Annotated in this window: 16 protein-coding genes and 1 pseudogene; 13 read left to right on the top strand and 4 right to left on the bottom strand. The window is 72.9% G+C overall.

The genetic code is table 11. From position 1 onward, the window contains the following. Positions 1–4: 4 nt before the first annotated feature. A complete protein-coding gene (locus ACN26Z_RS22795) occupies positions 5–760 on the bottom strand; it encodes an ABC transporter permease (RefSeq protein WP_421463389.1) in 756 nt (251 codons plus the stop codon). Beyond that, entirely contained in the window at positions 760–1,491 is a 732-nt protein-coding gene (locus tag ACN26Z_RS22790) for an ABC transporter ATP-binding protein (RefSeq protein ID WP_421463388.1), read from the bottom strand. The genes ACN26Z_RS22795 and ACN26Z_RS22790 overlap by 1 nt, the downstream gene beginning before the upstream one ends. A 117-nt stretch (positions 1,492–1,608) precedes the next feature. Here ACN26Z_RS22790 and ACN26Z_RS22785 point away from each other — a divergent pair, with 117 nt between their 5' ends. The 5 genes and pseudogenes from ACN26Z_RS22785 (at position 1,609) to ACN26Z_RS22765 (ending at position 5,818) form a co-directional block, all read left to right on the top strand. Then, positions 1,609–2,001, top strand: coding sequence for a MerR family transcriptional regulator (locus ACN26Z_RS22785; RefSeq protein ID WP_093401528.1), 393 nt, complete (start codon positions 1,609–1,611; stop codon positions 1,999–2,001). A gap of 109 nt (positions 2,002–2,110) precedes the next feature. After that, a pseudogene (locus ACN26Z_RS22780) lies at positions 2,111–2,815 on the top strand (phosphoribosyl-AMP cyclohydrolase); the annotation flags it as partial. A gap of 180 nt (positions 2,816–2,995) precedes the next feature. Continuing rightward, entirely contained in the window at positions 2,996–3,424 is a 429-nt protein-coding gene (hisI, locus tag ACN26Z_RS22775; protein ID WP_093401624.1) for a phosphoribosyl-AMP cyclohydrolase, read from the top strand. 76 nt (positions 3,425–3,500) lie between these two features. Next, positions 3,501–5,063, top strand: coding sequence for an anthranilate synthase component I (locus ACN26Z_RS22770; protein WP_421463387.1), 1,563 nt, complete (start codon positions 3,501–3,503; stop codon positions 5,061–5,063). A 173-nt stretch (positions 5,064–5,236) separates the two neighbouring features. Next, positions 5,237–5,818, top strand: coding sequence for a Trp biosynthesis-associated membrane protein (locus ACN26Z_RS22765; protein ID WP_421463386.1), 582 nt, complete (start codon positions 5,237–5,239; stop codon positions 5,816–5,818). Positions 5,819–5,837: 19 nt separating this feature from the next. On the opposite strand, the gene ACN26Z_RS22760 is transcribed toward ACN26Z_RS22765, so the two are convergent. After that, entirely contained in the window at positions 5,838–6,089 is a 252-nt protein-coding gene (locus ACN26Z_RS22760) for a hypothetical protein (RefSeq protein ID WP_396885872.1), read from the bottom strand. Between the two features lie 443 nt (positions 6,090–6,532). Between ACN26Z_RS22760 and trpC the strand changes: the two genes are divergently transcribed. The 5 genes from trpC (at position 6,533) to ACN26Z_RS22735 (ending at position 12,155) form a co-directional block, all read left to right on the top strand. Next, the gene (gene trpC, locus ACN26Z_RS22755) at positions 6,533–7,336 is read left to right on the top strand and encodes an indole-3-glycerol phosphate synthase TrpC (RefSeq protein WP_170863280.1); all 804 of its coding nucleotides are present in this window, start codon (positions 6,533–6,535) and stop codon (positions 7,334–7,336) included. 39 nt (positions 7,337–7,375) lie between these two features. Then, the gene (trpB, locus tag ACN26Z_RS22750; RefSeq protein ID WP_093401525.1) at positions 7,376–8,614 is read left to right on the top strand and encodes a tryptophan synthase subunit beta; all 1,239 of its coding nucleotides are present in this window, start codon (positions 7,376–7,378) and stop codon (positions 8,612–8,614) included. 4 nt (positions 8,615–8,618) lie between these two features. Beyond that, positions 8,619–9,434 (top strand): tryptophan synthase subunit alpha, encoded by an 816-nt coding sequence (trpA, locus tag ACN26Z_RS22745; protein WP_421463385.1) that lies wholly within the window; start codon positions 8,619–8,621, stop codon positions 9,432–9,434. 166 nt (positions 9,435–9,600) lie between these two features. Then, positions 9,601–10,959, top strand: coding sequence for a prolipoprotein diacylglyceryl transferase (gene lgt / locus ACN26Z_RS22740; protein ID WP_421463384.1), 1,359 nt, complete (start codon positions 9,601–9,603; stop codon positions 10,957–10,959). Positions 10,960–10,973: 14 nt separating this feature from the next. Beyond that, positions 10,974–12,155 carry an FAD-dependent oxidoreductase gene (locus ACN26Z_RS22735; RefSeq protein WP_421463383.1) on the top strand — a complete coding sequence of 394 codons (1,182 nt, stop codon included), beginning with the start codon at positions 10,974–10,976 and terminating at the stop codon, positions 12,153–12,155. A gap of 129 nt (positions 12,156–12,284) precedes the next feature. On the opposite strand, the gene ACN26Z_RS22730 is transcribed toward ACN26Z_RS22735, so the two are convergent. Continuing rightward, positions 12,285–13,127 (bottom strand): GNAT family N-acetyltransferase, encoded by an 843-nt coding sequence (locus tag ACN26Z_RS22730; RefSeq protein ID WP_421463382.1) that lies wholly within the window; start codon positions 13,125–13,127, stop codon positions 12,285–12,287. A gap of 147 nt (positions 13,128–13,274) precedes the next feature. On the opposite strand from ACN26Z_RS22730, the gene gltB reads away from it, so the two are divergent. The 3 genes from gltB (at position 13,275) to ACN26Z_RS22715 (ending at position 20,473) form a co-directional block, all read left to right on the top strand. Then, the gene (gene gltB / locus ACN26Z_RS22725) at positions 13,275–17,996 is read left to right on the top strand and encodes a glutamate synthase large subunit (RefSeq protein ID WP_421463381.1); all 4,722 of its coding nucleotides are present in this window, start codon (positions 13,275–13,277) and stop codon (positions 17,994–17,996) included. Further along, a complete protein-coding gene (locus tag ACN26Z_RS22720) occupies positions 17,989–19,491 on the top strand; it encodes a glutamate synthase subunit beta (RefSeq protein WP_421463380.1) in 1,503 nt (500 codons plus the stop codon). Before gltB ends, ACN26Z_RS22720 begins: the two co-directional genes overlap by 8 nt. 181 nt (positions 19,492–19,672) lie before the next feature. Continuing rightward, positions 19,673–20,473, top strand: coding sequence for an SGNH/GDSL hydrolase family protein (locus tag ACN26Z_RS22715; RefSeq protein WP_093401518.1), 801 nt, complete (start codon positions 19,673–19,675; stop codon positions 20,471–20,473). Positions 20,474–20,508 lie beyond the last annotated feature (35 nt).

Raw genomic sequence — 20,508 nt, 5'->3', positions numbered from 1 at the left:
GCCGTCAGCCGCTGCGTCGGCGCAGGGTGGCCGCGGCGAGCACCAGCGCCAGCACCGCCGCGCCGGCGACGATCGCCACGTCGCGCCACATCGTCCCGGTCGGTTCGGCGTGCCTGCCGACCTCTTGCAGGGCCTCGACGGCGTACGACAGGGGCAGCACGTCACTTATCGCCTGCAACCAGCCGGCCATCTCGTCGCGGGGTACGAACAGCCCGCAGAGCAGCAGTTGTGGTGCGACCACGACCGGCATGAACTGTACGGCCTGGAATTCGGTGCGGGCGAAGGCACTGCAGAGCAGCCCGAGCGCGACGGCGAGCACGGCGTTCAGTGCGGCGATCATGATGACCAGCGCGCTGCTGCCAGCGGTCTGGAGACCGAAGACCCAGTACGCGACGGCGGAGGCGATGCCGGCCTGCACCGCGCCGGCCAGCCCGAAGGCGATCCCGTACCCGAAGAGCAGGTCGGTCTTGGCCAGTGGAGTGGTGAGCAGTCGTTCCAGCGTGCCGGTGGTGCGCTCGCGCAGCATCGCGATGCTGGTCACCAGGAACATGATGATGAACGGGAAGAAGCCGAGCATCACCAGCGCGATGCGGTCGAACGTCGACGGCTGCCCGGGCGGCGCGGGCTGGTCGGCGTACATGTAGTAGATCAGGGTGAGCAGGACGGCGGGCACGGCCACCAGCAGCGCGACGGTTCGTTTGTCGTGGCGCAGCTGCCGCAGGATGCGGGCGACGGTGGCGGCCAGGATGCGCGGGCTCATCACGCCTCTCCGGACTGGTCGGGCTGACTGGCTCTGATCAGCCGCAGGAACGCCTCGTCGAGGTCGTCGACCCCGGCTGCGGCCCGGACGGCCGCCGGGGTGTCGTCGGCGATGAGCCGTCCCTCCCGGATGAGCAGCAACCGGTCGCACCGGGCGGCCTCGTCCATCACATGACTCGACACCAGCAGCGTCGTCCCGGTCGCGGCCAGCGCATGGAATCGGGCCCAGAGGTCGGCCCGCAGCACCGGATCCTGACCCACTGTGGGCTCGTCGAGCACGATCAACTCGGGCTCGCCGACCAGTGCGCAGGCCAGCGACGCCCGGCTGCGCTGCCCGCCGGAGAGGGTGCCCACAAGTTGGCCGGCCGCCGAGGCGAGGCCGACGTTGGCTACCGCGCGGTCGGCCTCGGACCGGTCGCGGCCGTGCAGCGCGGCGAAGTAGCGGGCGTTCTCCCGCACCGTCAGGTCGGCGTAGACGCTCGGCGACTGGGTCAGGTAACCGACCCGGTGGCGCAGCGGCGGTGAGCCGGCCGGGGCCCCGAGCACCGTCACCTTGCCGGCGCTGATCAGCTGCACGCCGACGATCGCGCGCATGAGCGTGGTCTTGCCGCTGCCGCTGGGCCCGAGCAGCCCGGTGACCGAGCCGCGCGGCACCGTGGCGTCGATGCCGTGCAGCACCCGCCGTCGGCCCCGGTCCACGACCAGGCCCCGAACGGCGATCGCGTCGTCCATCGCCCACCTCCCCAAATTCATTGTCTGTTGAAATCAACGGTAGGTGAAATACGGCCGGTTCGGCAAGCGCGGGTCACGGGGTCGCGCCGGGCCGTCCGGTGCTGGGACCCTCGAACGATGGACATCGGTACGCGGGAGCCGACCTACACCGTCAGCGAGGCGGCCCAGCGGGTCGGCCTGACCACCCACACGTTGCGTTGGTACGAGCAGGAGGGGCTGGTGGCCCCGGTGGGCCGGGATTCCGCCGGTCGGCGTCGCTACACCGCGGACGACGTCAACTGGCTGCTGCTGCTGACCCGGCTGCGCCGTACCGGCATGCCCGTCCGCGACATGCGCCGCTACGTCGAGCTGGCCCGACAGGGCGACGGCACGCTCGGCGCCCGCCGGGCGCTGTTCGAGGAGCACCGGGTACGGGTGCTGCACCGGATGGCCGAGCTGGAGGAGGACCTGAAGGTCCTCGACTTCAAGATCGACCATTACCGGCGGGCGGAGCTGGGTGAATTCGACTGAGCCGCAGAATTGGGCGAAACGCCCTCTGGGTTAGGAAGGCTAATAGCACGGTCAGCTGCCGTCAGATCGGACGCCAGGTCCGTCACCGGTCATTGCGCCCGGATCGGACGTGCGGCACGATTGCTCAGTGGATCACGCTCCGTCACCGGACAGTGGGTTCTTCGACGACTGGGCCGCCCGGCTGCGGGCGAGCGCCGACCGGCCCGTGGTTGGCATCCTGCTGCGTGGCAGCCACGCGCGCCGGGCCGCCACCGCGCACAGTGACGTCGATGTCGACGTGCTGCTCGGTGGCGCTCCGTACGCGGCCCGTCGGGCGTACCTCGCGGAGCACTCCGGCCGGCTGACCCATGTGTCGGTGGCGGCCCGGGACATCCGCTCCTGGGTGACCCGCCTCGGTGAGCCGGCCGACTGGGCGTTCGGCCTGCCGGTGACGGCCCCTACCCGGCTGCTCTGGGCCGACCCGTACTGGCGGCACCGCATCGACCTGCCGGTGCTCTGCCAGCCGGCCGACGAGCCCCGGCTGGAGGAGTTGATCGCCACGCTCGGCAAGGTGGCCGCGGCCCGGGACGACGAGGATCCGCTCGGTGCCCGGCTGGCCGCCGCCGACCTGGCCCGGCTCTGCCCCTCGGTGCTGCGGCTGGCGAACCCGTCGGTACGGGTGGTCTCCCGCCGGTCCGCCTTCGCCGCCGCGCTCGACCTGCCGGTGGCGCCGGCCGGCTACCGCGAGGACATGCTGCGCTGTCTCGGCCTGCGTCCCGGCTCGACCGGCCAGGTGTGGGCGGCAGCGGCTCGCCTGGTGACCGGCACCCTGCCGTTGATCCGTCCGTACGCGGCCGAGGTGGGCCAGGTAGCCGGTCCGGACCTCGCCGACGCCCTGCTGGACGGGCGCCTGGACCGCTACGTGGCCCAGCTGGGCCGAACCGGCGGCGGTGCCCCGTCCGCCAGCCGGGAGCCCGCTGGGGTGCCCGCGCCGCGTGCGGGACAATGGGTCACTGTGCCCGTACCTGACGCGCCGGTGACCGGCGCCCACCCTGACCAGCCGGAGCCGTTGGGCGGTTCGCAGCGACCGTCACGGCTCGATCCGGCTATCGCCGGCCGCCTGCGGCGCACCCCTGACGGCCTGGTGGCCGCCGTGGTCCGCCAACACGACAGCGGTGAGGTGCTGATGATGGCCTGGATGGACGACGAGGCCCTGCACCGCACACTTACCACCGGTCGGGCCACCTACTGGTCGCGCAGCCGGCGCGAGTACTGGGTCAAGGGCGCCACCTCGGGCCACCACCAGTACGTCCGCTCCGTCGCGCTCGACTGCGACGGTGACGCGGTGCTGGTGAGCGTCGACCAGGTCGGTGCCGCCTGCCACACCGGGCAGCGCACCTGCTTCTCCACCGAGCTCCCCGTAACCGGCGAGGTGGCCTCATGAGCGAGCGGAGCGAGCGAATCATCAGGCTCGGCGCGGTGGTGCCTCATGGCGGCGCGGAGCGAAGCGGAGTGCCGGCATGAGCGAGCGGAGCGATGGTCGGGTCAGCCCGGACGCGGCCACCTTCACCGAACTGGCCGCCCGGTGGCGAGTGGTGCCGGTCACCCGTCGGCTGCTTGCCGACGCGGAGACGCCGGTCGGCGTCTATCGCAAGCTCGCCGGTGGCCCGGGGACGTTCCTGTTGGAGTCGGCCGAGCAGGGGGTCGGCTCGTCCGGGCTGGCCTGGGCCCGGTACTCGTTCGTCGGGGTGCGCAGCAGCGCCACCCTGGTCGAGCGGGACGGCTCCGCGGCCTGGCTCGGCGTGCCCCCGGCCGGGCTGCCGACCTCCGGGGATCCGGTCGAGGCGCTACGCGCGACGGTGACGGCGCTGGCCGGCCCGCCCGGCACCGCGGGTGACGGGATGCCACCGCTGACCGGCGGCATGGTCGGTTATCTCGGCTACGACCTGATCCGCCGCTTCGAGCGGCTGCCCGCGTTCACCGAGGACGATCTGCGCCTGCCGGAGTTGGGCATGATGCTCGCCACCGATCTGGTGGTGCTCGACCACTTCGACGGTTCGGCGATCCTGGTCGCCAACGCGATCCTGCCGCCGTTGGATGAACCGGGGCGCGACGAGCGGGTCGTCGCCGCCTACCACCACGCGGTGGGCCGCCTGGACGCGATGACCACGGCGCTGTCGCGGCCCATCCCGCCGATGGTCGCCACGGTCGCCCGCCCGCCGGCCGGCGAGGTGCGCAGCCGCACCCCGGAGGGCGGATACCCGAAGGCGGTGGAGGCGGCCAAGGAGGCGATCCGGGCTGGTGAGTGCTTCCAGATCGTGCTCGCCCAGCGGTTCGAGCGGGAGACCGACGCCGACCCGTTGGACGTCTACCGGGTGTTGCGCACCACCAACCCCAGCCCCTACATGTACCTGCTGCGCTTCGACGACTTCGACATCGTCGGCTCGTCACCGGAGGCGCACCTGAAGGTGACCGGTGAGGTGGACGGCGAGCGGCGGGCACTGCTGCACCCGATCGCCGGGACCCGGCCTCGTGGCGCGACCCCGGAGGCCGACGCCCGGCTCGCCGCCGAACTGCTCGCCGACCCGAAGGAACGCGCCGAGCACGTGATGCTCGTCGACCTGGGCCGTAACGACCTCGGCCGGGTCTGCCGTCCCGGCACCGTCGAGGTGCCGGAGTTCGCCACCATCGAGCGGTACAGCCACGTGATGCACATCGTCTCCACGGTGGTCGGCACGCTGCGGGCGGACCGCACCGCCTTCGACGCGCTCGCGGCGACCTTCCCGGCGGGCACGCTCTCCGGCGCGCCGAAGGTACGCGCAATGGAGATCATCGAGGAGCTGGAGCCGGTCCGCCGGGGCCTCTACGGCGGGACGGTCGGCTACTTCGGTTTCGCCGGTGATCTCGACATGGCCATTGCGATCCGGACCGCGCTCATCCGGGGTGGCCGGGCGTACGTGCAGGCCGGGGCAGGCGTGGTGGCCGACTCCGACCCGGCCGCCGAGGACCAGGAGACCAGGAACAAGGCCGCCGCGGTGCTGGCGGCCATCGCCGCCGCGGAAACCCTCAGGCCGGCCCGGTGAGCGCGAGGAATGTAGCGCAGCGGAGTCCCGCAGTCGCGAACGGAAGGCGGGCTCGGTGAGCGCGAGGAATGTAGCGCAGCGGAGTCCCGCAGTCGCGAACGGAAGGCGGGCTCGGTGAGCGCGAGGAATGTAGCGCAGCGGAGTCCCGCAGTCGCGAACGGAAGGCTTACCCGGTGAGCGTGCCGGCGGGGCCCGGGACGGGCGACGCACGGCCCGTGCCGGGCCGGCGTGAGCTGGCGTACGCCGTGCTGCTCTGCCTGGCCGGCGCGGGGCTGGCGCTGTGGGCGGCGACCCGCACCTGGGTGGTCGGGGTGGTCGGCCGGTCGGAGCCGATGCTGCTGGTGGAGGAGGGCCGCACGGGCGGGCAGCTGCTGCCGTGGCTGCCGGCGTTGGCCCTCGTCGGGCTGGCCGGTGGCGGCGCGGTGCTGGCCACCCGGGGCCGACTGCGTCGGGTGCTCGGCGGGCTGCTGACCCTGCTCGGCCTGGCCCTCGCGGCGGGCGGAGGCTACGGGCTGGTCGGTGACCTCGGGGACCCGGTCACCTGGCAGTGGCCGGCGCTCACCCTGCTCGGCGGGATCCTCGCCGCCGTCGGTGGCGCGCTGACCATGCTGCGTGGTCACCGCTGGCCGGCGATGGGTGCGCGCTACGAACGGCGGACCACCCGGCCGACCGGCACCGGCGGTCCGATCGGCGGGGCGGGCACCGTCGATGCGTGGGAGGCGTTGGACCGCGGCGAGGACCCGACGATCCGCTGACCGGTCGGCGTCGGTGGGGTCAGCCGACCGGTTGCCGGGCGCGCGCCCGGGCGGCGCTGAGCTCCGCGACGAGGCGGTCCAGTTCCGCCCGCTGGTCGGCTCGGGCACGGTCGGCGCAGATGGCCTCCCAGGCGTTGCCGGACGCGGTCCGCATCCGGTCCGGTCCGATCACTGCCCGCTCCAACGTGTGGACGACACCGACGGCGAGCGACGCGACGGTGCGCGAGATGGTGGTGAGTCCGATGGTCTGGTGCGGCGCGGAGGTACTCATGATCACCCCGGGGAGAGATCGTCGTGGCGATGGGGCAGGCGCGTCATTGAGTGTGCCCGAGCCTGATGCTGCTCGGCCCGGGTTTCGTGGTGATGACTGCACCGTCAACTCTGCGGTAGCGGGCCTGACCGGCACAGGGACCTTGGTCCTTGAGCTTGGTCACAGCATCGACATGGCCGGATCCCGCCGGCCGTCGCGCGACCTCCCGGCCGCTCTCACATGGGTGATCGTCGATGATACCGTGACGTAGAGTCACGGTCCGTGCGCACAAGTGGGCCATTATGCCGCAGCCCATTTCGTGAGGAGCGCCATACCCCCGGCGGTCGGGTCCAGGTGGGGCCCCCTAGCATCGGCCCATGACACCCGGAGAGGGGAGTCCGTTGGTGACTGCTGAACATGCCCACGCGGAGGGGGACGAGGCCGGCTCGGCGACGCCCGTCAGCGTGCTCGACGAGATCCTGGCCGGCGTCCGGGAGGACGTGGCCCGGCGGCAGGAACAGGTTCCGCTGGAGCGGATCCGTGAACTGGCCGCCGCCGCGCCGCCGCCACTGGACGCGTACGCGGCCCTGCGCCGGCCCGGCGTCGCGGTCATCGCCGAGGTGAAGCGTGCCTCGCCGTCCAAGGGCAAGCTGGCCGAGATCGCAGACCCGGCGGACCTGGCCGGCGAGTACGCGGCCGGTGGTGCCCGCGCGATAAGCGTGCTCACCGAGGGGCGCTGGTTCGGCGGGTCACTTGACGACCTCGCCGCCGTGCGGGCCGCGGTGAACATCCCGGTGCTGCGCAAGGACTTCGTGGTCTCCAGCTACCAGGTGCACGAGGCTCGCGCCCACGGCGCGGACCTGGTGCTGCTGATCGTCGCCGCGCTGGAGCAGAACGTGCTGGTCGGCCTGCTGGAGCGGATCGAGTCGCTGGGCATGACCGCGCTGGTCGAGGTGCACGACGAGGAGGAGGCTGACCGGGCCATGGAGGCCGGCGCTCAGGTCATCGGGGTCAACGCCCGTGACCTGCGTACCCTTCAGGTCGACAGGTCGGTGTTCGAGCGGATCGCGCCCGGCCTGCCGAGCAACGTCGTCAAGATCGCCGAGTCGGGCGTACGCGGCCCGCACGACCTGATCCGGTACGCCTCGGCCGGCGCCGACGCCGTCCTCGTGGGTGAGGGTCTGGTCACCCAGAAGAGTCCCCGGGAGGCGGTGGCCGAGCTGGTCAACGCCGGCAACCACCCGGCGACGCCCCGCCCGGTGCGCTGAACCGAGCCGGGCGACCGTTTGTGAGCGAGAGGACCCGCGATGAGTGCTGACGCCACGAACACCGAGGTGCCGGCGCAGTTCCCCGACGCCGCCGGCCACTTCGGCACGTTCGGCGGCCGGTTCGTGCCGGAGGCACTTGTCGCCGCGCTCGACGAACTGGCCCTGGCGCACCAGGCGGCGATGGCCGACGAGACGTTCCGGGCCGAGTTCGCCGGATTGTTGCGCGACTACGCGGGGACGCCGTCGCTGCTCTACGAGGCCCGGCGGTTCTCCGCCCGGGCCGGTGCCCGGGTGCTGCTCAAGCGGGAGGACCTCAATCACACCGGCGCGCACAAGGTGCGCAACGTGCTCGGTCAGGCGCTGCTGACCCGGCGGATGGGCAAGCGGCGGGTGATCGCCGAGACCGGTGCCGGTCAGCACGGTGTCGCCACCGCCACCGCCGCGGCCCTGTTCGACCTGGAGTGCGTGGTCTACATGGGGCAGGTCGACACCGAGCGGCAGGCGTTGAACGTGGCCCGGATGCGGATGCTCGGGGCGACTGTCGTGCCGGTGACGACCGGCTCGCGCACCCTCAAGGACGCGATGAACGAGGCGATGCGGGACTGGGTCGCCAACGTCGACGAGACCCACTACCTGATCGGCACCGCCGCCGGACCGCACCCCTTCCCGGCGCTGGTCCGCGACTTCGTCCGGGGCATCGGCGAGGAGGCCCGGGCGCAGTGCCTGGACCTGACCGGTGCGCTGCCGGACGCGGTGACCGCCTGTGTCGGTGGCGGCTCCAACGCGCTGGGCATCTTCCACGCCTTCACCGACGACCCGCAGGTGCGGCTGTACGGCTTCGAGGCCGGCGGCGACGGGGTGAACACCGGCCGGCACGCCGCGAGCATCACCGGCGGCTCCACCGGCGTCCTGCACGGCACCCGGACCTTCGTACTCCAGGACGCCGACGGCCAGACGCAGGAGTCGCACTCGATCTCCGCCGGCCTGGACTACCCGGGCGTGGGCCCGGAGCACGCCTGGCTGCACGACACCGGCCGGGCCACGTACCAGCCGGTCACCGACGACGAGGCGATGGCCGCCTTCGAGCTGCTCTGTCGGACCGAGGGGATCATCCCCGCGATCGAGAGCGCGCACGCCCTCGCGGGCACCCTGGCCATCGCGCCGAAGCTCGCCGCCGAGCTCGGCCGGCAGCCCACCATCGTGGTCAACCTCTCCGGCCGGGGCGACAAGGACGTGCACACCGCCGGCGAGTACTTCGGCATCCTCGACAAGGAGTGAGGCCATGAGCGAGCGGACCAGCCGGATCGGGGTGGCCTTCGACAAGGCCCGGGCGGACGGCCGGGCGTTGCTGGTGGGCTGCATGCCGGCCGGCTTCCCGACCGTCGAGGGCAGCATCGCCGCGATGAAGGCGATGGTCGCCGCGGGCGTCGACGTGATCGAGGTGGAGATCCCGTACTCCGACCCGGTGATGGACGGCCCGGTGATCCAGCGTGCCAGCGACATCGCCCTGGCCGGCGGCGTACGCACCCGGGACACGCTGCGCATCATCGAGGCGGTGGCCGCCACCGGCGCGCCGGTGGTGACGATGACCTACTGGAACCCGATCGAGCGGTACGGGGTGGACGCGTTCGCCCGGGATCTCGCCGCAGCCGGCGGGACCGGGCTGATCACCCCCGACCTGATCCCCGAGGAGGCCGGCGAGTGGCTGGCCGCCTCGGACGCGCACGGGCTGGACCGGACGTTCCTGGTCGCGCCGTCCTCCACCGATGAGCGGCTGGCGATGACGGCCGCGCACTGCCGGGGCTTCGTCTACGCCACCGCGATCATGGGCGTCACCGGTGCCCGGTCGCAGACCTCCCAGGCGGCGCCGGTGCTGGTGTCCCGGGTGCGGGAGGTCACCGACCTGCCGGTCGGCGTCGGGCTGGGTGTGGGCACCGGTGCCCAGGCCGCCACGGTCGCCGGGTACGCCGACGCGGTGATCGTCGGCAGCGCGCTGATCCGCTGCCTGCTCGACACCCCCGACGAGGCGGATGCCCTGACCGCCCTGCGCACGCTGAGCGCCGAACTGTCCGACGGCGTCCGCCACCCCGACCGCTGATCTTCCACGCCACCCCTCAACGTCGATCTTGCAGTTTTGGTCGCTGTTTAGTCCTTGATGCCGGCTTTGCGGTGACAGGAAGTGCAAGATCGCGAGCGTTGGTGTGGGGAGGGTGCGACAGACCGGGGTGACGGTACGGGGGTCCGCAGCGGTAGCGTGTGCACCCGTGAGTCTCGCCTCGCCGACGTCCCTGGCCGCCATCCCCAGCCCGAGCAACGCCGTGTGGCAGCTCGGCCCGATCCCCATCCGGGCGTACGCGCTGTGCATCATCGCCGGCATCGTGGTGGCCTGCTGGGTCACCGAGCGGCGGCTGCGCCAGCGCGGCGCGGCTCCGGGTGTGGTGCTCGACATCGCCGTCTGGGCGGTGCCGGCGGGCATCATCGGCGCCCGGATCTACCACGTGATCACCTCGCCGGAGCAGTACTTCGGCACCGGCGGGGAGCCGATCAAGGTGTTCTTCATCCACGAGGGTGGGCTGGGCATCTGGGGCGCGGTCGCCGGTGGCGCGGTCGGCGCCTGGATCGCGGCCCGGCAACTGGGCATCCCGCTGACCGTGGTCGCCGACGCGCTGGCGCCGGGCCTGCCGCTGGCCCAGGCGATCGGCCGGCTCGGCAACTGGTTCAACAACGAGCTCTACGGCGGTCGGACCGACCTGCCCTGGGGGCTGGAGATCCACCGGATGGACGGCGGGCAGGCGCTGCGCGACGAGGCCGGCCAGCCGATCCTGGAGGAAGGGCTCTACCACCCGACCTTCGCGTACGAGTTGCTGTGGAACGTCGGCGTCGCCGCGATGGTGTACTTCCTCGACCGTAAGCTGCGGCTCGGCCGTGGCCGCGCCTTCGCCCTCTACGTGATGGGCTACACCGCCGGCCGGTTCTGGATCGAGATGATGCGTACCGACGAGGCCAACACGATCCTCGGCGTACGGGTCAACGTCTGGACCGCGGCGCTGGTGTTCCTCGGCGCCCTCATCTACTTCCTGCGGGTACGCGGGCCACGGGAGTACCTGATCCCGGTCGGCCTGCCGAGCGTCGCCGCCCCGCCCGCCGGCTCCGACGTCTCGCAGGTGGACCTGTCGGCCAAGGGCGCCACCACCGAGCCGGCGGTACCCGAGGGCTACCGGGTGGTCGGCGAGGAGCAGTTCGCGCACTGGCGACGGACCGGGGAGGCGCCACCCGAAGCGGCGGCCCCGGTCGACGCGGGCTCCGAGTCCGCCCCGGACCGGCCGGCCGGCGAGGCGTCCGCCCCGGACCAGTCGGACATGGACGACGTGGTGACCCCCTCGAAGCGGGCCGACGAGGCGTCCGTCCTGGACCGGCCGGCCGGCGAGGCGGCGACCGCCGCCCGGCCGCAGGGTGAGCCGTCCGGAGGGTCGGCTGGCGGGCCCGCCGGGTTGGCTGGTGAGCGCCCCGGGTCGGTTGGTGGGCCCACCGACGGCGAGGAGACCGGGTCGGCGTCGGATTCACCGGCCGAGAGCACGGCGGGCGAGTCCGCCGCTGCGCGGCCCGCCGACCGCGACAGCTGAGGCCGGGTACGGTCATGCGGACCGCGGTGGTGGTCGGCGGCGGGCTCGGCGGCCTGGCGGTCTCCGGTGCCCTCGCCCGTTCGGGCTGGCAGGTCACTCTCCTGGAGCGGGCCGACCGGATCCGTCCCGAGCCGGCTGCCGTGGTGCTCTGGCCCAACGGGGTCCGGGCGTTGCGCGCCCTGGGGCTCGGCGCCGGTCTGGACGCCATCGCCACCACCCTGTCCGACGGCGGGGTACGCCGTCCGGACGGGCACTGGCTGGTGCAGCCCCGACCGACGCCGGCCGAGCGTCTCCCGGTGGTGGTGCACCGGGAGGACCTGCACGACGCGCTGATCGCGGGCCTGGGCGAGCGGGTCGAGCTGCGTACCGGGGTGACGGTGCGGACGGTGCGCGCCGCCGCCGGTGAACGGCCCGCTGTCGGCGACGGCCGGCACACGCACGAGGCGGATCTGGTCGTCGCCGCCGACGGCACGGACAGCGTGATCCGACGTCAGCTCGCCCCCGCCTCGGGGGTGGTCAGCTCCGGCTGCGCCGCCTGGCGGGCGGTGATCCCCTGGTACCGCGCGCCGAGCCTGCCCGATGCGGTCGGCGGTGAGATCCTCGGTGCCGGTTACCGTTTCGTGTCCGCCTCGCTGGGCGAGCGCGGCTCCTCCGGTGCCTCCAGCCGTGGCGGCATCTACTGGATGGCCACCGCGGCGGGCGCGGCCCGTCCCGAGCCGCCGGAGACCCAGTTGGCGCTGCTGCGCCGCTGGTACGCCGGCTGGCCCGCGCCGGTCGCCGAACTGCTGGCCGCGACCGAGCCGGCCGACCTGGTGCAGCGGGAGATCCGGGAGCTGCGTCCGCTGCCCCGGACGTTCGGCTTCCCGGCCGGGCCGGGCGGGGTGGTGCTGCTCGGCGATGCCGCGCACGCCATGCCGCCGCACCTCGGGCAGGGTGCCTGCCTGGCCTTCGAGGACGCCGCGACCCTCGCCGTGCTGCTCCGCGAGTCCACCCTGCCCGACGCGGTGTTGGCGTACGACCGGGCGCGGCGACCCCGCGCGGCTGCCGTGGTCCGGCAGACCCGACGGATGTCCGCCGTGCTGCGCACCCGGGGGCGCCTGGCCCTGCGCGCCCGCGACGCCGCCCTGGGCACCATCACCCCCCGCCTACTCGGCACCGCCGCCACCATCGCCGCCCAATGGCGCCCCCCAACCTGACCCGCCCCCGCCCCCGCGCCTGTCGGGGTTGATCAAGAGGTTTTGGTCGCCCGCAGCGGCCGATTGCGACCAAAACCTCTTGATCAACCGGTTGGACGGGCGGGGTGGGTGGGGTGGGGCGGGGTGGGGTCAGGGGTGCGCGGGGGTGGGGGAGGCGATGCAGGCGGTGCCGATGCGGCGGAAGCCGACGCGCAGGTAGACGCGGGCGATCTCCTCGCTACCGGCGGAGAGGAACACCAGGTCGGTGCCGGTGTCCAGCAGGGCGCGGGCCAGGGTGGCGGTGACTGCCGCGCCGAGCCCTCGACGGCGGGCGGTGGGCAGCGTGGCCACTCCGGCGATCTCGGCGACGTCGCCGACCCGCAGGGCCATCCCGCTGGCCAAGGGGCCCTCCGTCGGGGTGCCGGCCAGCGCGGACAGCCGGCTGCCGTCGGCGATACGGGACCGTTCCTCGTCGACCGCCGCCGCGTCCAGCCCGATCATGGCAGCGTCGCGGTCGGCCGGTCCGGCCTCGCCTCGTCCGGTGCCGGGGGCGGCGAATCCGACCGCCGCCACGGCCCGCCGGGCGGCCACCGCCGAGTCGAAGTCCTCGTCCGCCGGGTCGAGCAACCGCACCGGTGCGCCCAGCTCCGCCTGGTTCGGCAGGGCTGCCGGATCGAGCACCATCAGCGGAGCTTCGAGGACGCACAGGCCGCCCGAGCGGGCCACCGCCAGCAGCGCGGGGGTGGTGTCGTGCACCCATTCGAGGGCCTCGGGCAGACCGAGTTCGCGCTGGCGCGTCCGCACCGCCGCCACGTCGGCGAGAGTCGGTGACCCGGTGCCGTCCCGCCGTGGCCGGGCGTAGAACGGCCATCCCGGGCCTTCCCGGACGAACAACACCAGACCGCCGTGATCTTCCACACGGGCCGCGTCCCGGGGCACCGCGTCGTAGAACCGTTCCAACCGGTCGAGGAGGTCGGAACGCTCGGAATCCACGGCGCGAGACTACATGTCCCAGACTTTGGACGGTGTGATCAATCTGCACTGGCCTTGCGTGCCGGGCCCTAACGTAGACTCAATAGTCCGATACAGGGCCGACGTCGTCCCGACCATGATCCAGCCTGAGCGACGACAGGAGGCCCGGTGGCCCTTGCGTACCCACACCGCCCCCAGCCGGCGCCGCGAGAAGGCCAGGTAGCGTCCCCTGCCGGCCTCCATGACCCCGCGTACGAGCATGACGCGTGCGGCGTGGCCTTCGTGGCGGACCTGCACGGCCGGCGCTCGCACACGGTGGTCGCCAACGGCCTCGGCGCGCTGTGCCGGCTGGACCATCGTGGTGCCCGGGGCGCCGAACCGAACACCGGTGACGGCGCCGGCATCATGATCCAGGTGCCGGACGCGTTCCTGCGCGCGGTGGTCGAGTTTCCGCTGCCTCCGGCCGGCGAGTACGCCACCGGTCTGGTCTTCCTGCCCGACGACGACGCTGCCGAGGCCCGTGCCCGGCAGGTGGTCGAGAAGTACGCCCTGGTCGAGGGGGCCGAGGTGCTGGGTTGGCGGGACGTCCCGGTCGACCCGAGCGACCTCGGTGAGACGGCGCTGGCGGCGATGCCCCGCATCCGTCAGGTCTTCCTCGCCGCGAGGCGGCTCACCGACACCCCCGCCGGCCCGGCCGGCGCCCCGCTGGCCGGTGTCGAGCTGGAGCGGGTCGCCTTCTGCGTACGCAAGCAGGCCGAACGGGAGACCGCCGAGCGGGGCGTGCCGGCGTACTTCCCGTCGCTGTCCGGCCGGACCATGGTCTACAAGGGGATGCTCACCCCGGACCAGCTGCCCGCGTACTACCCGGATCTCACCGACGAGCGGGTGGCCAGTGCCATCGCCCTGGTGCACTCCCGGTTCTCCACCAACACCTTCCCGTCCTGGCCGCTGGCGCACCCGTACCGCTTCATCGCCCACAACGGCGAGATCAACACCATCCGGGGCAACCGGAACTGGATGCAGGCCCGTGAGGCGCTGCTGCGTACGCCGGACCTGCCCGGCAACATCCGGCGGGTCTTCCCGGTCTGTACCCCGGCCGCCTCCGACTCGGCCAACTTCGACGAGGTCCTCGAACTGCTGCACCTGGCCGGGCGCAGCCTGCCGCACGCGGTGCTGATGATGATTCCGGAGGCGTGGGAGAACGACCCCGACATGCGCGCCGACAAGCGCGCCTTCTACCGGTTCCACGCCAGCCTGATGGAGCCGTGGGACGGCCCGGCCTCGGTCGCCTTCACCGACGGCGAGATCGTCGGCGCGGTGCTCGACCGCAACGGTCTGCGTCCGGGCCGCTGGTGGCAGACTGCTGACGGCCTGGTGGTGCTGGGCAGCGAGGCGGGCGTCCTCGACCTCGACCCGGCTGCCGTGGTGGCCAAGGGTCGGCTCCAGCCGGGCAAGATGTTCCTGGTCGACACCGTCGCCGGCCGGATCGTGCACGACGACGAGATCAAGACCGAGTTGGCCGCCGCCCAGCCGTACGCCGACTGGCTGCACGCCGGGCTGATCGAGATGGACGACCTGCCCGCCCGCGAGCACGTCGTCTACACCCACGACTCGGTACGCCGCCGCCAGCAGACCTTCGGCTACACCGAGGAGGAGCTGAAGATCCTGCTCGCGCCGATGGCGCGGACCGGCGCGGAACCGATCGGCTCGATGGGCACCGACACCCCGATCTCCCCGTTGTCCACCCGGCCACGGCTGCTCTACGACTACTTCCATCAGTTGTTCGCCCAGGTCACCAACCCTCCGCTGGACGCCATCCGGGAGGAGTTGGTGACCAGCCTGGCCACCACCATCGGCCCGGAGGGCAACCTGCTCGATCCCGGCCCGGCGAGCTGCCGGCAGATCGTGCTGCCCTACCCGGTGATCGACAACGACGAGCTGGCGAAGATCCTCTGTATCGACGAGGACGGTGACCTGCCCGGCTTCAAGGCGGTACGGGTCTCCGGGCTCTACCGCATCCGCGACGGTGGCGCCGGGATCCGGGCCCGGCTGACCGAGATCTGCCGGCACGTCTCCGAGGCGATCGAGGACGGCGTACGGATCCTGGTGCTCTCCGACCGGGACTCCAACGCCGACCTGGCTCCGATCCCGTCGCTGCTGCTCACCGCGGCGGTGCACCAGCACCTGGTGCGGGAGCAGACCCGGACCCAGGTCGCGCTGATCGTCGAGTCGGGCGACTGCCGCGAGGTGCACCACGCGGCGGTGCTGATCGGCTACGGGGCGGCGGCGGTCAACCCGTACCTGGCCTTCGAGTCGGTGGAGGACATGATCTCCACGGGCGCGCTGGCCGGGGTCGAGCCGCGGGCCGCGATCCGCAACTACGTCAAGGCGCTCGGCAAGGGCGTCCTGAAGATCATGTCCAAGATGGGCATCTCGACGGTGTCGTCGTACTGCGGCGCACAGGTCTTCGAGGCGGTAGGCCTGGACACCCGACTGGTCGAGCGGTATTTCCGGGGTACGCCGAGCACCATCAGCGGGGTCGGCCTCGACGGCATCCACGCCGAGGTGGCCGCCCGGCACGCGCTGGCCTGGCCGGCGGCCGGCGCCGAGGCGGTCGACCTGCTGCCGGTGGGCGGCGAGTACCAGTGGCGCCGCGAGGGTGAACTGCACCTGTTCAACCCGGAGACGGTCTTCCTGCTCCAGCACGCCACCCGCAGCCGCCAGTACGACGTCTTCCGCGACTACACCGCCAAGGTCGACGAGCTGGCCGCGCGGGCTGGTTCGCTGCGCGGGCTGTTCCGGCTACGCAGCGGCGTGCTGCCGCCGGTGCCGATCGAGGAGGTGGAGCCGGCCAGCGAGATCGTCAAGCGGTTCGCCACCGGCGCCATGTCGTACGGGTCGATCTCGGCCGAGTCGCACGAGACCCTCGCCATCGCGATGAACCGGCTCGGCGGCAAGTCCAACACCGGCGAGGGCGGGGAGGACGTCGAGCGGTTGCACGACCCCGCCCGCCGTTCCGCCGTCAAGCAGATCGCCAGCGGTCGGTTCGGGGTCACGAGCGAATATCTGGTAAACGCCGACGATCTCCAGATCAAGATGGCGCAGGGGGCCAAGCCCGGCGAGGGTGGTCAGCTGCCCGGCAACAAGGTCTGGCCGTGGATCGCCCGTACCCGGCACGCCACCCCCGGCGTCGGCCTGATCTCGCCCCCGCCGCACCACGACATCTACTCCATCGAGGACCTCGCCCAGCTGGTGCACGACCTCAAGTGCGTCAACCCGGCCGCCCGGGTGCACGTCAAGCTGGTCAGCGAGGTCGGTGTCGGCACCGTCGCCGCCGGGGTGGCCAAGCTCAAGGCCGACGTCATCCTGATCTCCGGCCACGACGGCGGCACCGGCGCGTCTCCGCTGAACTCGCTCAAGCACGCCGGTACGCCGTGGGAGCTGGGCCTGGCCGAGGCGCAGCAGACGCTGCTGCTCAACAAGCTGCGTGACCGGGTGACCGTCCAGGTCGACGGGCAGCTCAAGACCGGCCGGGACGTGATCGTGGCGGCGCTGCTCGGGGCCGAGGAGTTCGGCTTCGCCACCGCCCCGCTTATCGTCTCCGGCTGCATCATGATGCGCGTCTGCCACCTGGACACCTGCCCGGTGGGCATCGCCACCCAGAACCCGGTGCTGCGCGAGCGCTACACCGGCAAGCCCGAGTTCGTGGAGAACTTCTTCCTGTTCCTCGCCGAGGAGATCCGCGGCTACCTGGCCGAGCTGGGGCTGCGCAGCATCGACGAGGCGATCGGGCGTACCGAGCTGCTCGACGTCGCACCGGCGGTCGAGCACTGGAAGGCCGGTGGGCTCGACCTCGGTCGGGTGCTGCACCTTCCGGAGCTGCCCGAGGGCGCGGCCCGACGCGGCGTACGCGCTCAGGACCACGGCCTTGAGCTGGCCCTGGACAACGAGCTGATCGCCCTCGCCGAGCCGGCGCTGGGCGCCACCGGTGCCGACGAGTCGGTGCCGTTGGTGCGGGCCGAGGTGGCGATCCGCAACGAGCACCGCAGTGTCGGCGCGATGCTCGGCGGTGCGGTCACCCGCCGCCACGGCGGTGCCGGCCTGCCGGCCGACACCATCGAGTTCACCCTGCGCGGCACCGCCGGGCAGTCCTTCGGCGCGTTCCTGCCGCGCGGGGTGACCCTGCGCCTGCACGGCGACGCCAACGACTACGTCGGCAAGGGACTCTCCGGTGGCCGGCTGATCGTCCGGCCGGACGCGGCGGCACCGTTCGTCTCGGCCGACGCCGAGGCGGGCGGCCGGGCCGAGGATCAGATCATCGCCGGCAACACCATCCTGTACGGCGCCACCGCCGGTGAGGTCTACCTGCGGGGGCGGGTGGGGGAGCGGTTCGCGGTCCGCAACTCGGGCGCGGTGACGGTCGTCGAGGGTGTCGGCGACCACGGCTGCGAGTACATGACCGGCGGCACCGTGGTGGTGCTCGGTCCGACCGGCCGCAACTTCGCCGCCGGCATGTCCGGCGGGACGGCGTTCGTCTGGAACCTCGACCGACGCCGGGTCAACACCGAGCTGGTCGACCTGTCCGCGCCGAGCGAGGCGGAACGGACCCGCCTGCACGAGCTGGTGCAGCGGCACTTCGCCGAGACCGACTCGGCGATCGCCGAACAGCTGCTCAAGCGTTGGCCGGAGGCGGTGGAGGAGTTCACCGCCGTGGTTCCCCGGGACTACCGCCGGGTGATGGAGATCATGCGGGCCGCCGAAGCCGCCGGCCAGGACGTCGACGACGCGGTGATGAGCGCACTGGCGGCACCGGGGCAGCCGGCCGCCGGCTCGTCCGCGCCGGTAGCCCCCGCCCCGCGGGCGGTCGCCCAGGAGGTGGCTCGTGCCTGACCCGAACGGTTTCCTGCGTTACGGCCGGCGGCTGCCGGCCCGCCGGCCGGTGCCGGTGCGCATCAGCGACTGGCGGGAGGTCTACCCGCCGGCCGGCGAGGGACTGATCCGCGAGCAGGCCACCCGCTGCATGGACTGCGGCATCCCGTTCTGCCACGACGGCTGCCCGCTGGGCAACCGCATCCCGGACTGGAACGACCTGGTCCGCACCGGCAACTGGGACGCGGCCGTGGAGTCGCTGCACGCCACCAACAACTTCCCCGAGTTCACCGGCCGGCTCTGCCCGGCGCCCTGCGAGGCCGCGTGTGTGCTCGGCATCGCCGGTGGCGCGCCGGTCACCATCAAGCAGGTCGAGGTGGAGATCGCCGACGCGGCCGCGGCCCGGGGACTGACCCCGCGTCCGGCGCCGGCACCCTCCGGTCGGTCGGTCGCCGTGGTCGGCTCCGGGCCGGCCGGGCTCGCCGCCGCGCAGCAGCTGGCCCGCGCCGGTCACGCCGTGACCGTGTACGAGCGCGACGACGCGATCGGTGGCCTGCTGCGGTACGGCATCCCCGACTTCAAGCTGGAGAAGCGGCACATCGACCTCCGGATGACGCAACTGCGCGCCGAGGGGGTCGACTTCCGGACCGGGGTGAACGTCGGGGTCGACGTCACCGCCGAACAGCTGCGCGCCCGGCACGACGCGGTGCTGCTGGCCTGTGGCGCGTTGCAGGGCCGGGACACCGACACACCGGGACGGCAGCTGCGTGGCGTACACCAGGCGATGGCGCATCTGGTGGCGGCCAACCGGGTGGTCGCGGCGGCCGGCGAGGGCCAGCCGGCGCTGGCCACCCTGCCGGACGGTACGCCGATCGACGCGGCCGGCAAGCACGTGGTCATCATCGGCGGTGGCGACACCGCGGCGGACTGCCTGGGTGTGGCGCACCGGCAGGGCGCGGCCGGCGTGCACCAGCTCGACCTGTATCCGCAGCCGCCGCGCGCCCGGGACGAGGGCCGCGACCCGTGGCCGACGTGGCCCTGGATCCTGCGGGAGTACCCGGCCCACGAGGAGGGCGGCGAGCGGGTCTTCGCGGTGGCGGTGCAGGAGTTCGTCGACGACGGCACCGGTGCGGTGCGGGCGGTGCGGATCGCCGAGGTGACCGTCGAGAAGCGCGACGGCCGGCGGATCGTCACGGCGGTGCCGGGCACCGAGCGGGAACTGCCGGCCGACCTGGTGCTGCTGGCGATCGGCTTCGAGGGCACCGAGGAGCAGCCGTTGCTGGCGCAGCTCGGGGTGGCCCGGAACGCGCGGGGCGCGGTCGACTCCCGGGCGGACTGGCAGACCGAGGCCGACGGGGTCTTCGTCGCCGGTGACATGCACCGGGGTGCGTCGCTGATCGTCTGGGCGATCGCCGAGGGGCGGGCCGCCGCCGCGGCGATCCACACGTACCTCGACGGCGTCGGCGCCCTGCCGGCCCCGGTCCACCCGGCCAGCCAGCCCCTGGCGGCCCGCTGACGGCCAGCTGCCGGAGAGGTCTCGACGAGGCCGCGTCCACGCGGGACGACCGCGCGGACGCGGCCTCTCCTTAACGGCTATTCACTTTATCCAGATGTTTCGATAGCATTACCGACCAGTAACAACCCTTGGCCACGCGCGCGGCTCTCGGGCTCCACCACCACCCCCGTGGAGGTCCGTCATGCCCCACCGTCCGTTGGCCCGCGCCCTGACCGCGCTGGTCGCCCTCCTCACCGCCGCCGTCGGCGCGCTGGCCGTCCCCGGCGTCGCCCAGGCCGCCGCCCCGATCCACTACGTCGCCCTGGGCGACTCGTACTCCTCCGGCGTCGGCGCCGGACCGTACGACCTGTCCACCTGCCTGCGCAGCCAGAAGTCGTACGCCCCGCTCTGGGCCGCCGCCAACAACGTGGCCAGTTTCCGCTTCCCGGCCTGCGGCGGCGCGGTCACCGCCGACGTGCTCGACAACCAACTGGGCGCGCTCTCCGCCACCACCACCATGGTCACCATCACCATCGGCGGCAACGACGCCGGTTTCGCCGACGTGATGACCGACTGCCGGTTCGGCAGCACCTCCACCTGCACAAACGCCGTCAACGCCGCGAAGGCGTTCGCCACCGGCACGCTGCCGGCCCGGCTGGACCGCACCTACGCCGCCATCCGGGAACGGGCCCCCAACGCCCGACTGATCGTGCTCGGCTATCCACGGCTGTTCGAGACCCGCTACTGCGGACTGCTGGCCATGAGCACCTACAAGCGCACCATCCTCAACGAGGCGGCCGACGTCCTCGCCACCGTGACCGCCGACCGGGCCGCCGCGGCCGGCGCCACCTTCGCCGACACCCGACCCACCTTCGCCGGTCACGGCGTCTGCGGCGCCCAGCCGTGGATCCGGGACGTCACCGGGGTCATCGAGGCGTACCACCCGAACGCCGACGGCTACCGCTACGGCTACCTGCCGGCGCTCAACGCGGTCACCGGCTGACCGTACGCCGCGGCCGACGGTCCGGTTCGGGCCGT

The sequence above is a fragment of the Verrucosispora sp. WMMD703 genome (assembly GCF_049178935.1).
In the GTDB taxonomy this organism is placed as follows: domain Bacteria; phylum Actinomycetota; class Actinomycetes; order Mycobacteriales; family Micromonosporaceae; genus Micromonospora; species Micromonospora sediminimaris.
This window is presented reverse-complemented; position numbering and strand designations above follow the sequence as displayed.